The organism is Collinsella sp. SGI.033, from assembly GCF_050315135.1.
GTDB lineage: Bacteria > Actinomycetota > Coriobacteriia > Coriobacteriales > Coriobacteriaceae > Collinsella.
Map to the genome: position 1 here is coordinate 1 of NZ_JBNPOK010000035.1, position 12,291 is coordinate 12,291.

General features: G+C 47.7%; 11 protein-coding genes. 4 read left to right on the forward strand and 7 right to left on the reverse strand.

The window, feature by feature from the left end; all coding sequences use genetic code 11:
• Positions 1-811, reverse strand: an 811-nt coding sequence (locus tag ACQRC0_RS08390) for an IS256 family transposase (RefSeq protein ID WP_427729246.1), incomplete at its 3' end; no start/stop codon positions are given.
• Between the two features lie 287 nt (positions 812-1,098).
• On the opposite strand from ACQRC0_RS08390, the gene ACQRC0_RS08395 reads away from it, so the two are divergent.
• Positions 1,099-1,230, forward strand: coding sequence for a hypothetical protein (locus ACQRC0_RS08395; protein ID WP_427729226.1), 132 nt, complete (start codon positions 1,099-1,101; stop codon positions 1,228-1,230).
• Positions 1,231-1,457: 227 nt separating this feature from the next.
• Here ACQRC0_RS08395 and ACQRC0_RS08400 read toward each other — a convergent pair whose 3' ends face one another.
• Genes ACQRC0_RS08400 through ACQRC0_RS08410 form a run of 3 tightly spaced genes read right to left on the reverse strand, consistent with a single transcriptional unit; the run spans position 1,458 to position 4,175 of the window.
• Entirely contained in the window at positions 1,458-2,411 is a 954-nt protein-coding gene (locus ACQRC0_RS08400; RefSeq protein WP_427729228.1) for a glycosyltransferase, read from the reverse strand.
• Positions 2,404-3,447: an NAD-dependent epimerase/dehydratase family protein gene (locus ACQRC0_RS08405; RefSeq protein WP_427729230.1), complete on the reverse strand. Its 1,044-nt coding sequence runs from the start codon at positions 3,445-3,447 to the stop codon at positions 2,404-2,406. The genes ACQRC0_RS08400 and ACQRC0_RS08405 overlap by 8 nt, the downstream gene beginning before the upstream one ends.
• Positions 3,435-4,175, reverse strand: a complete 741-nt coding sequence (locus ACQRC0_RS08410) for an IspD/TarI family cytidylyltransferase (RefSeq protein ID WP_427729232.1) — start codon at positions 4,173-4,175, stop codon at positions 3,435-3,437. Before ACQRC0_RS08410 ends, ACQRC0_RS08405 begins: the two co-directional genes overlap by 13 nt.
• Before the next feature lie 407 nt (positions 4,176-4,582).
• Between ACQRC0_RS08410 and ACQRC0_RS08415 the strand changes: the two genes are divergently transcribed.
• The 3 genes from ACQRC0_RS08415 to ACQRC0_RS08425 all read left to right on the forward strand — a co-directional run bounded on the left by ACQRC0_RS08415 (position 4,583) and on the right by ACQRC0_RS08425 (position 7,947).
• On the forward strand, positions 4,583-5,695 hold the full coding sequence (locus ACQRC0_RS08415; protein WP_427729234.1) for a glycosyltransferase family 4 protein: 1,113 nt from the start codon (positions 4,583-4,585) through the stop codon (positions 5,693-5,695).
• Positions 5,696-5,887: 192 nt separating this feature from the next.
• Positions 5,888-6,991 (forward strand): non-hydrolyzing UDP-N-acetylglucosamine 2-epimerase, encoded by a 1,104-nt coding sequence (wecB, locus tag ACQRC0_RS08420; RefSeq protein ID WP_427729236.1) that lies wholly within the window; start codon positions 5,888-5,890, stop codon positions 6,989-6,991.
• Positions 6,991-7,947 (forward strand): acyltransferase family protein, encoded by a 957-nt coding sequence (locus tag ACQRC0_RS08425; RefSeq protein ID WP_427729238.1) that lies wholly within the window; start codon positions 6,991-6,993, stop codon positions 7,945-7,947. The genes wecB and ACQRC0_RS08425 overlap by 1 nt, the downstream gene beginning before the upstream one ends.
• Before the next feature lie 514 nt (positions 7,948-8,461).
• Here the strand turns inward: ACQRC0_RS08425 and ACQRC0_RS08430 are convergent.
• The 3 genes from ACQRC0_RS08430 to ACQRC0_RS08440 form a co-directional block, all read right to left on the reverse strand.
• Positions 8,462-10,006, reverse strand: a complete 1,545-nt coding sequence (locus ACQRC0_RS08430) for a lipopolysaccharide biosynthesis protein (RefSeq protein ID WP_427729240.1) — start codon at positions 10,004-10,006, stop codon at positions 8,462-8,464.
• A 10-nt stretch (positions 10,007-10,016) separates the two neighbouring features.
• Positions 10,017-11,606, reverse strand: coding sequence for a hypothetical protein (locus ACQRC0_RS08435; protein ID WP_427729242.1), 1,590 nt, complete (start codon positions 11,604-11,606; stop codon positions 10,017-10,019).
• Positions 11,607-11,628: 22 nt separating this feature from the next.
• On the reverse strand, positions 11,629-12,291 hold a 663-nt coding region (locus tag ACQRC0_RS08440; RefSeq protein ID WP_427729244.1), incomplete at its 5' end, for a hypothetical protein.

Below are 12,291 nucleotides of genomic sequence, written 5' to 3' on the forward strand. Positions count from 1 at the left end.
GCTGGTAGAGCTCGCGCACGAGCTCGGGGTCGCGCTCGGCGAACACGGCCTTCAGGATGCCGAGCACGGCGCCCCTCTTCTGCCTGGTCGGCGCGTTGCCGGCGGCGTTGCGCATCAGGTGCACGATGCATCTCTGCCAGGCGGCGCCGGGGAAGACCTCCTGGATCGCGCGCTTGAGGCCCTCGTGCGCATCGCTGGTGACGCAGATGACGCCATCGACCCCGCGCGCCCGCAGCGAGAGGAGGAACGCCCTCCAGCCGTCGTAGGACTCTGTGTCGATGGCGTCGAGGCCGAGCAGGCGCCTGTAGCCGCCCGAGCCGGCGCCGATGGCGGTTACGAGCGCGGTGGACTGCACGCGGCCGGCGTCCCTGCACTTGATGTAGGTGGCGTCGAGCCAGATGTAGGGGTAGCTGACGTCTGACAGGTCGCGTTCCCGCAGGTCGGCGACCGACTCGTCCAGCGACGAGCATATCCTCGACACCTGGCTGGCGCTCATGCGGTCTATGCCCATGGACTGCGCCACGCGCTTCACCTTCCTGGTGGACACGCCGTTTGTCACCATCTCGGAGACCGCGGCGATGACCGCGCGGTCCACGCGCGAGTACCGCTCGATGAGGTCCTCGGGAAAGTAGCTGCCGGCGCGCAGCTTCGGGATTCTGAGGTTGATGGTGCCCACGCTGGTGACGAGCCTGCGCTCGCGGTAGCCGTTGCGCTGGTTGCCGCTCTCGCACGCCTCGTCGGCCTGGGCGTCCATGATCTCGTTGACGAGCGACTCGGCCATCACCCTGATCAGCTCCGTCATGTTCACCATGCCGTCGTCGAATCTCGGCACCAGGGCGCCGTCGCCCGAAATCTCGTGTATCTTATCCATATGCGGTTATTGCCTTTCCACGAATCCTAACTTCAGCAATTAAGATTCTAGGCGATAACCGCTTCCTGCTTTCTACGGCCAGGGAAGCGGCCCCTTACACCAACATTCGGCACGCGATCGCGCTAACGGCGCGCCTGTTTAGCGAAACTGGTGAAAAATAGATTGACGCTAACATGTGCGAGCAGGACGAGATGTGGCAGGAGTCGAGGTGCTTCTCGGAGGCAAAGATGGGCGAGCTCTACGACGAGGGTCGCACGCGCGGGATCGACGGGACGGTCGACTGGGCGCGGCTGGAGGCGGAGGCCGGGAAGATGATCGAATCGGGTCTCGAGCTTGCGGACAGGACCGAGGCGGCATAGGATATCAACCGTGTTCCAGGTTCCAGGACGCCGGGCCGACTCGCTTCGGATCGGGCTCTACACTAACTTTCTCGACACTACCAAGTTCAGGCGACAGATTAAAGAGTTTGCTGCCGAAATATATATTTAGCCCAGAGAAAAGGTATCATGAGAATCTGAAACTCCCGCCAAAGACAGCCCTGAACGAGAGTACACAACATCAAGGAACTCAGATCTCAGCAAATACTTTAATAAATGTTCAAAAACATCTTGCCTTTAAACATAATGTTTTCAAGCGGAAACGGTTGCGCAAAAGCTGGATCAAACATCATGCCCAAACGCTTCACAATGCTATGACGTCCATCAACGAAGCGAGATACGAGCTCTTTGTCCTCAGAACTCATGCTGTCGGCATAGCCATCAAGCAAAAGCGAAGCTGCTTCAGTAAGGCCGTGCTCCGAGGGAGTCAGAAGCGAGCTAGCAATGATCTTTATACGCTTGCCGCTCAAACTGTTTAACCCACGCTCACCAACCTGATTTTGGCCCGAAATGCGGCGCTTAATGTAAGCATGCTCAAGATCGGGAACTTGAGCATTCAGCACCCTAGCGACCAAGTGAACCCAGCCGTCATGAATACGAGGCCAATCCCCCGGAACATAATGTTGAAGGGCAGACGCAAAAGCTGAATTGAACACCATCGTGCATCCTGATGCCCAATTCACGGTCAGCAACAACCCTAAGGAATTAGCATGCGAAGCAAATGCGCCGTATTCTCTTGACCCTCCATTAAGATGTTCATCGACGTTGCAAACGTCGCTGTAATAAAGACGAGGACCCTCGCCAGCTGAGCTAATTGCCTCAATTGCCTTTACAAGTTTATTGGGCATCCAATAATCATCTTGATCAGAGAACGCAAAATAGTCGAAAGTCGTTGAATCTGCACCGTAAAGCATATCCATGAAGTTTCGAGCGAGACCCTTATTATTCTCGTTGACGGTAAATTGAACGCTAGGCATATTTTGGGCATAACGGCTGCAAATCAACGGCGTATTATCGCTCGAACCATCATCCGATATCAAAAGCGTGACATTCACGCCTTCTTGAGCAAGGATGCTATCGATCTGTTCAGCGACATACTTCTCGCCGTTGTAAGTAGCCATCATCACAAGGACGGACGGCTTTTGCGCCATCTCGTTAATCATGAACGCTCCAGCAGTCAATCATGGCACGGTACATATCTGAGAGCGAATCGTTGGGCTCCCAGCCCAGCGCCTTGAGCTTAGATGAATCGAGCATAAGGTCGGAGGCCTTCCTAAATGTTGCCTCGCGCTCGGGATCAAACTCTCTGCGGACCTGTGCGCCTTCAGCCCCAAACTGATCCAAAACCAACTGTGCCATTTCCCTAATGCTGCAATACGCATCCTCATTAACTGCGTTATAAGCCTCGCCAGATTTACCCTTAACTAGAGCAATCAAAATAGCACGCACAGAATCGTCAACCGAAAGGTAGCCGTTACGCTTAAGGCCATCACTCAACAAAACGATGTCCTTGCCTTCGATAGCATGACGGCCAAAGTCGGCAAACACTCGCATGTCGTCGGGATGGACACCCTCGCCAAACGTCTGAGCCAAACGCATAACAATCGAAGGGACACCGTGCTCAGTGGCATACGAGACGCAAAGACACTCGACAAGACGCTTGGCCTCGGGATAGCTATTGCGTACGACCATGGGGTCCAGTTTACCAAGGTTATCCTCAGTAGCCGCACCTTCGACCTCGCCGTAAACCTCCATGGTAGAGAGGAACAGCACCTTCTTCGCATCCGCAGAGCAAGCGTACCTCAGTACAGCCTCCCCACCATGAACAATCTGTATAATCGTCGTGGCGGGAGTCTCGAGAAAACTCTTGCTTGATGTTCCGCAGGCAGCGTGGACTACATAATCCACGTGCTCGGGGCCCGCAAGTTCGTCTCCAAGCGACCATTCCAGAATAGAAATGTCGCTCCGGTCGCCAAACAGAGCCTGCGCTTTTTTAATATTTCGAACGGGCAGAACCATGTTGATGCCGGCATCAACGCGATCGTTTCTAGAGAGCAGAGTCCTCACGATCTGAGAGCCTATGAGACCCGTTGATCCTGTCACCAAAACGGTCTTACCTTCCAACTCGGCCCAAGGCAGATTGGCCTGAGTGGCAATCTGCGCAGCACGGTCAAACAAATATTCATCTACAGCGGCCATAGCTGCTCCATTTCCTTGTAATCAACAAACCCCTTAAAGGCAAAGAAATCACGCTGCGTAGTCACCTTAATATTATCCGCAGGTCCCTCAACCGTATGGGCCTTGTGGCCATAATGAGCCATAAGCGAGATTGAATCAATGAACTCATGCCTGCCCTCCTTGCGCGCACGGAGGTGCTCGGCATAAATATCATTAAACTTAAAGCCTTGGGGAGCACGCGCAAGCTTGCAGCGCGAACGGTCGACGACACGTTCCACCACACCATCCTCCTCCTCGATAATCGTTTCGGGAGAAGGAGCAACCGTTGCGGTGGGACCATACTGGCAAACAGAATCGATACACGCGGTGATAGTCTGCTCGTCAATAAGCGGTCGAACACCATCATGGATCAAAACAATAGAGTCCTCATCCGTTACGCCAAGCCGTTTAAGCTCAGAAAGACCATTAAAGATGGAATCCTGACCCGTCTCACCACCTGGAACAATCGACAAGACCTTGGAGTAGTGAGCGTCCTCGACTATTTCGCGCATATGGTCCATACCCGAGGCAACACAAACGACAACGAAACCTGCAACCATAGGATGCTTTTCAAAATGGTCGATGGTATGAGCGATAATGGACTTTCCACCCAACTCCAAAAACTGCTTGGGGACTTTAGCGCCACGCATACGTGACCCAACGCCGCCGGCAAAAATTACCGCATAGCACTTTAAATCATTGCATGCCATTAGTTATAGCCTTTCCAGTATCATCGGGAAAATAAGTAAATCAGAACGACAGCAGCCGCATTTTATAATTCTAGTCTCCAGAAAGGAGATTGGTCACATACGCAAAAGAAGTGCATTCTTTGCAAGAAGTGAGTCGATCCATATTCAGTCCCTAAACCACAACCTGCATCGCTAGAGAACAGAAGCCCCAACCCTCAAATAAATCCATACGCAATTGAATCACAACGAAACAATATAACGGCATCAGTGACGCAATTGCGATGCTAATTAGATTAAAGGCGCTGCCTCTAATAAGCTCTTCTTATTATGTAAATCGACCTTACAGGAACTCATCACAACCAGAATCGAATCAAATAAGTATTATTTGATTTAGAAACAATTCGCATGAGCAAAGCAGAGAGACAAAAATGAAAATTGCGCATATTTCTTCTTCTGGAAAGCTCGATGGGGGAGCTGAGCTATGCCTTATCAGCCTTATTAAGTATGAAATTGAAAACGGAATCGACCCTTACGTTCTCCTCCCCTATAAAGGCGAATTACAGGAAAAACTAAATTCAATGGGAGTCGAGAACGACATCATTCACTATTTGCCTTGGAGACATCGTCGCTCCGAACCAAAACTAAAATCATCGGTCATTTTCCTGCTTAAAATTGTTATTAACTTAATTCGAGAAGTGCATATCTATCATCTTCTCCGAAGGCATAAAGTTGATTTGGTTCACATAAATACAACTGCCGTATACGCAGGGTCCATTTCTGCTCACGTTCTCAATATTCCGCTTATATGGCACTTGCGAGAATTCAACGGACGACCAACATCTTATGACTTTTATTGCAAGAGTTTTTCCTATCGACTGCTTGCTAACGCGAGCAAGTGTATAGCAGTCTCTGAAGTAATGGATTCCTTTTATTCAAAGCATCTGAAAAACTCAGTTGTTATTTACGATTCAATGGAGGAACCTAAACACGCGAGAAAAAGCGATTTGTTTTCTTCAGATATAACAAAAATCATCCTTATCGGAAATAAAAAGCCCGACAAGGGACAAATGGACGCTATAAAGGCCTTGTCTCAATTAAGAGATCTTCCGATTCATTTAACACTAATTGGCAAAGAATTAGACAAAGCCTATGTTGAGGAAATGCACAACTATATTCAGAAACATTCCTTAGCGAATCTGCTTACAGATAATTCATTTGACTCAAAAGCCAAATTTAAACTGCTCGAATCTGATATTGCATTAAACTGTTCCCGATCAGAGTCATTTGGAAGAACCACCGTTGAGGCACTGATGTCTGGCTGTTTGGTGATTGGGAATAACAACAGCTGCACCGCAGAGCTTCTCGCCAATGGAAGGGGCCTTCTCTACGAAGGCCCAGAAGACCTTTCGGCTAAAATTCGCTGGGCAATAAATCATCCAGCAGAATCAAAAGATATAGCAAAAAAAGGTGCAAAGTTTGGAGTTGGCTCCTTTCAGACCGGTAATAAAAATATCCTCGATCTGTTTAAGTCAATGCTTTAGCTCAAAAGTGCACGCGAATATCGAGTGCATGGATCAGGCATTTTTTTAGTCTAGTATTTAGACACAGACCAGGACAATGGAACTCTACCAATAATCCTTGCGCGTCATTCAGTAATTCAATGTGGGCGCATCCATGTTAGAAATGAGCCAATTCTCAACAGACCAATTAGAGAAATACCCAAAGGAGCGAAAATGACCCGAAAAAAAATAATGCTCGTCTTCGGCACCCGCCCGGAGGCAATCAAGATGTGCCCGCTCGTCAACGAGTTGAAGGCGCGGGCGGATGAGTTCGAGACCGTCTTGACCGTGACGGGCCAACACCGCGAGATGCTCGACCAGGTGTTGCGCGTCTTCGACGTGACGCCCGACCACGACTTGGCGATCATGAAGCCGGGCCAGACGCTGTTCGACGTGACGTGCGACGTGCTGCTCAAGCTCAAGGCCGTCCTCGAGGACGAGAGGCCCGACGTCGTCCTGGTCCACGGCGACACCACGACCAGCTTTGCCGCAGCGCTCGCATGCTTCTACCTGCAGATCCCCGTGGGGCATGTCGAGGCGGGCCTTCGCACGCACGACATCTATAGCCCCTGGCCCGAGGAGTTCAATCGTCAGGCCGTCGACATCGTGAGCGAGTACTACTTCGCACCTACGGAGGCTAGCAAGCAGAACTTGCTAGCCGAGGGCAAGCCCGAATCCAAGATCTGGGTCACCGGCAACACCGGAATCGACGCCCTGCGCACCACCGTGCGCGAGGACTACTCCCACCCTGAGCTCGAGTGGGCCAAGGGCTCCCGCCTCATCCTCATCACGGCGCACCGCCGCGAGAACCTAGGCAAGCCCATGCACCGCATGTTCCGCGCCATCCGCCGCGTGATGGAGGAGCATCCGAACACAAAGGCAATCTATCCCATCCACATGAACCCGCTCGTCCGCAAAGCGGCGCACGAGGAGCTCGACGGCTTCGACAGGCTCCATATCATCGATCCGCTTCAGGTACTCGACTTCCACAACTTCATGGCGGCGAGCCATCTCATCCTCACCGACTCGGGCGGCATCCAGGAGGAGGCCCCGAGCCTGGGCAAGCCGGTGCTCGTCATGCGCGACACCACCGAGCGCCCCGAGGGCATTGCCGCCGGCACGCTGAAGCTCGTCGGCACAGAAGAGGACGTCATCTACCGCGAGTTCAGCCGCCTGCTCAGCGATCAGACCAAGTACACGGCCATGAGCCATGCGTCTAATCCCTATGGCGACGGCCATTCAAGCGAGCGCATCGCTGATGTTTTGGAGGTTCAATAGTGGCACGTAAAGATTGGTCAATTAGTACGATCCGCATGCTTGCCATGTGCTCTATCATGGCATGCCATCTCTGTCAGCTTTATGGACTGCCCGCTGCATGGGTTTTAAATATCGGCGTTCAGGTTTTTCTTATGATATCGGGATGGCTTTATGGATTGCGACCTGATTTCAGCGACATCCGAAACTGGTACGCCAAACGACTGATCCGCATTTGCATTCCATATTGGGTAATCTTAACCTTAACGCTTATTCTCAACGCGCTATTTGCCTCTAGATACATTTCCATTAGAGAAGCTATTCTCTGCATCTCTTGCATTAAGAGTGGCCTAGTTCCCAATGCGGCTCATCTTTGGTATGTTAGCGTGATGCTGCTCTGCTATCTCCTAACGCCAGCCCTCTCATATCTTTGGCGCAGAAAGCCGTGGTCGATAGCTCCGTGTTGTATAGCCCTTCTGTGCTTTGGCAACCAATTGGTTTCCGAGGGCATATGGTGCGTCGACTACATAATAGGCTTTATTTTGGGGCGATTGGTACGCGAGGGCGTGGACGAACAATACGTTCTAATCTTTACTGTGTTTGTGGCTGGAAGTGGATCTCTGGTTCTCTGGGTTATCAGCCTTCAAACTGGCGCATCTGTTGGCACTGGCCTTCATCTTCTCGGCGGCCCGCTATTGTTCTCCTTATTTAGGCTGCTACTCGGCTCTGAACGTTATAAGCCAAGTAGCAGCTTGAGGAGCATTCTAAGATTGAACGATTCCTATTCCTATGAGATATACCTCGCCCACCAGCTTCTAATTATTGGCGACTTTTCGCTTGCACTCATTTTTCCCAGCAAGCCTTTTCTTGTTATTGTTTTGTCCATCATTTGGTCTTTGCTGGCCGGTATAACATTGCATAAAATGGCATCACCAATTCAGCGCTTTGCTACAGTCCTTATTGGTCAGCGCGAAAACTAAAGAGAGCGGGGCGGTTTAAAAGAGAACGGAATCGATGTTATTCGACTTAACAATTTCGATCTTCTCGGAGGTAAATGTCCAGTTCCAAGCCTTCTTGGATTACGGAATCGAGTGAAGAATCTATTTGATAATGCAAGCAGCATCAGCATAATTATCAATAGTCGATACTATGTTCTCTCCATTATCGGTGCACATATTGCCAGCTCAATCGATGTAACCCCGATAGTAATCGACCGTAGCTCTTCATATATAGCATTTGAGAACTTCGGATCGCTGGGCAGGTCGCCCGCAAATACAGCCGCACGGGCTGCCCATGGTCAACGATTATCTACTCAACAAACTTAATTCGAAGTTCAGACCGATACTAATGGAGCAGACGAATGCAAAATGCACTAGGGCCCATATCGGCGCTGGTGCTCAGGCGCAATAACGGCAGAGTCGTATAGCATATTCGACAGTGTTCAAGCGAGCAAATACTCAGCCTCGCGATTTGTGGACACCACTATCAAGATGCCTATCTAGTGAAAGCACGCTTAGCCATAGAGCTTAAGAGTTGTTTCATATATAAATATGATTCGGTTTTCCGGAACACAATCCAAAAATAAAAATTTACCGCTGCGACAGCAATTACCAATCTAATTACAAAACCCAACAGCGACTCTGGAATATATGAAAACAAGATATGAAGCCCGATCGCGGGCATAAGCGAAACAATAAACCAACCTAAATAGCATTTAAAATAATCAACACAGCTATAGTGGAATAAATATTTGTACAAAACAACGCCCTCACGCCAAGTACTTGTAAAGAGCGTGCTAAGAAAAGTGCCGATGAAAACGCCAACAATACCAACATGAATGACGGCATAGACGGAGATCACTAGATTCAAAACAGCCTGAATTAAAGGCCTGATTTTATCTTTAACAAACAAGCCAGAAGCATTTACGAACCCAACGTTAATAATTCTTGAAGAATTCCAGAAAAAATGCAGGGAAAGAATCGTAACGACAGCCTGATCCAATAAGTATTTATCCCCGATCCAAATCTTAATGAAAGGATTAATCAACAGATAAAAACACAAAGCGCAGAATGACGCAGCCCAGATATTAATAAATCGAAGCCGTTGATACAACTTAAGTTTTTCAGAATCCCCCGCATCTATCAAGGCGTTTCCAATTGTCGGAACAAAGCTACCGAAAACCTTATTTAAAAACAAATCTAATGCAGATGAAATCAGCTGATAATTTGAATATAAACCGACTGTCCCCACGCCAATAAAAGAAGAGAGAATAATGCTGTCGGTGCTGTTAAGAACGACTCCTCCGATTTTGTGGCACATTAATGCGCCAGTCTCTTTAAAAATGCGAATCTTATTAGCGTTGCTAAGCCTTGCATCCCTGAACGCGATAATGTCTGGATATTGCCTAGCGCTATAGCAAGACAGGCCAAAGTTGTAAAGAAGGGAGATTATAATTCCAGCAGCAAGAACAAAAGTATAATTTGCAGTAGCTATCAGTAATATAATTTTAATTACATTTAAACATATATTATAGATAGAGTTAGCGGCGGAAATTACATAACCCTTTTGATCGGCATTTAGTAGCGATTGCCTGTAAACGCACAAGTAGCTCGTTACACTTTGAAATACGAAAAGCCAATAGATTACGCTAAGGTTTACATCATCCGGAATATTACCGGGATCAGCGATAACGGAATCGATAAACGGAAAAAAGCAAACTCCAAGAAGCAGGGTAATTAAAGCAATTGCCCGGTAGACACTTTTATAGAAATTGAGCAGCTTTGCGCATTCCTCATCATCGCATTCTTTAATTGGCTTATACATATTAAATGCAATAACGGAGCCGATACCAAGCTCGGTCAGGGAAAACACCTGCAATATGTTTGTAAATAGCGCCGATATTCCCAAATAGTTGGCATTCAGTACATACAAAAATACTGTTCGAAATATAAACGCACCAACATAAGATGCGAGTTGTTCGCCCACCCCAGTCAATGAGGCAAGGAGCGCATTTTTGATTCTAGAGTTTTTGTTTGCCATCTATATAAACTCATCCTTTATTACTTCTGAAAACCTTGCGATAGACGACCTTAAAATAATGCTTCATCAGTTCCGCATTGTGATACCTATTCAGAATCCTTTTTTGCATCTTAACGAGGCCTGGATTACGCTCAAAGAGAAAGGATGCACCTGTCTTGGTTAAATCAACGATAGCGGATTCCATTTTCCTTAAATTACTAACATTCATTGAGAGAGATCCGCTAGCCTGCCCAAAATGCATAGCAAGAGAGCTATCCGAGCCCCAAACTCTTTTATTGTCATATGGATGGGGTGGAACAAAAGTTGACAACCCGTTTTGCAATGCCTTAGCAGAAAGAGTCATGTCTTCCGCTGCAACTTTATACTGTTGCAATTGCTCGGTATTTTCGAACATATAATCAAGGGCTTTTCTTGGAAGGAACCAAGAGTGGCCAACAAAATCAACTTCCATCAGCTGCTCGTTGGGTTCAGCCCAACCGACTCGATAGTATGAATGCTTGTCAATCGGATACCCACTTGAATCCTCGAGCACTATTCCAATCGTGCCGTAAATTCCCTCGTGTTGCATCATTTCAAAATGACAGCTTTCCAGCCAACAATCCCCTGGAATAGTATCATCGTCAAAGAGGCATACATATTTTGATTTGCATTCTCTTGCATAATCAAATCGGCCCCAAACTCCCCTATTGCATTTCGCAATACAGCAATCATCAAATGACGACAAAAACTCATCATTCAAATCAATGGAGTAGAAACCGTCAATGGCGTCCTTGAAAAGCCTAATCTCACGTGGCCTTAATGTCTGCTTATCAATTGCCGCTAATTGTTCAGTCAGCGATTCTGGTTTCTTATATGTAGTCAAAACAACGGACACATCAAAATCCGCTGTATTCGGGTCAAACATCCAACAGTTTCGTTTTGAATAAACAGTCCCCGGCTTTGAATATGGCCTAGTGTCCGATCCATGAATATAAATATCAATTGAAGAACCAAAATCAATGTAACAGTTATTAGGATTGTGTTTGTAAAGCTCCGCAATTATCGGTTCAGCCATAGGACCCGCCGAAACAACATAAAGCAAATTGTCTCGGCTTCCATATTCAGAAATAATTCTAGATACTATCGATCCACATTCCTCTTCCCAGCAGGAAATACAGTCATCCCCCACCGCGTAATACTTCAGAATATTCAAATTACCAATTCTATTATTTTTCCCAGCATGATTTGCGATTACAATTGCATCTCGAGTTAATGTCAGAAAATCAGACTTGAATGACTGGTAATTCGAATTCACAAACAAGTTAGCAAAGGTAATTTGCTTACTAGCAATTCGAGTTGAATACCAGTAATACGCGGGTCTGTCACAGCACGGACATGATATCCCGTAATATACGTTGTCGTCAGTGAAATTAAGACTCTCTCGGAGCGCAATAGCCAAAGGAGACTCCCCTTCGGAAGACCAGCCTTCCTGCGCTACAACCTTTTCACCGGTCATAATGGCACGTTCGCCATCCCCGTAGCGCAATACGGTTATGTTGTCTCCATTAACAATTCTGGAAAAAATCTTTTTATACTCGTTTTGAAGAAAAATCTTATCCATGACGAAACCAATTCACTATTAATTAGTCACCTATAACGGCTTTGGCGATTGCATTTAAACTCTCGCCGTATCCAGTTCCAGGAACAGCCCATCGCCCATTAAGGTCAGTCGTCTTCGGAGCACAACCCCGAATGACATAACTAAAACGAGGGTCCACACACGGGTTATTCAAAGGCTCAGTCGAAGCGTATGCCTTCAGATGTTGGACTTGGGCTCTAAGACCTACCCTTACGTTTGCGAAAGTATAGCCAGGATGTCCAGGGCCAGTTGCTCCAATACCACCGAAATTGCATTGGTCTGCTTTAACCAAATTACCAAATTTAAGATACCCAGTCTCTTTCATCACCTGAGCATATAAGACCTCGGGACAAACCCCCTCAGACACAGCTTCTTCATAGAGGATCTTACAGAATTCTTTAACTGTGGCAGCTCCTTTGTTTTTATAAACAGAGACCGGGTAAGCCTGCTCCCCTACAGTTCTTGCATAATGAGCCGCAGCATCTTTATATGAAGAAAAAGCAGAAGACATAATGTAGCCTTCAAAGCCGGTCATGCTTGACCCATCGCGCCCTTCTTTTAATCCGTACTTGAGGTAATGAGTATAGTAAGCCTTCAAATCATTACCAAAAGCTTTGCGGAGATCAATATAGCGAGTTTTATAGCCATAAACATCGAACGCCTCGTT

Bases quoted from the DNA above. Each gene is read 5' to 3' on its own strand.
- ACQRC0_RS08400 (WP_427729228.1), bottom strand. From the start codon at position 2,411: ATGATTAACGAGATGGCGCAAAAGCCGTCCGTCCTTGTGATGATGGCT.
- ACQRC0_RS08395 (WP_427729226.1), top strand. From the start codon at position 1,099: ATGGGCGAGCTCTACGACGAGGGTCGCACGCGCGGGATCGACGGGACG.
- ACQRC0_RS08405 (WP_427729230.1), bottom strand. From the start codon at position 3,447: ATGGCCGCTGTAGATGAATATTTGTTTGACCGTGCTGCGCAGATTGCC.
- wecB (WP_427729236.1), top strand. From the start codon at position 5,888: ATGACCCGAAAAAAAATAATGCTCGTCTTCGGCACCCGCCCGGAGGCA.
- ACQRC0_RS08430 (WP_427729240.1), bottom strand. From the start codon at position 10,006: ATGGCAAACAAAAACTCTAGAATCAAAAATGCGCTCCTTGCCTCATTG.
- ACQRC0_RS08435 (WP_427729242.1), bottom strand. From the start codon at position 11,606: ATGGATAAGATTTTTCTTCAAAACGAGTATAAAAAGATTTTTTCCAGA.
- ACQRC0_RS08415 (WP_427729234.1), top strand. From the start codon at position 4,583: ATGAAAATTGCGCATATTTCTTCTTCTGGAAAGCTCGATGGGGGAGCT.
- ACQRC0_RS08410 (WP_427729232.1), bottom strand. From the start codon at position 4,175: ATGGCATGCAATGATTTAAAGTGCTATGCGGTAATTTTTGCCGGCGGC.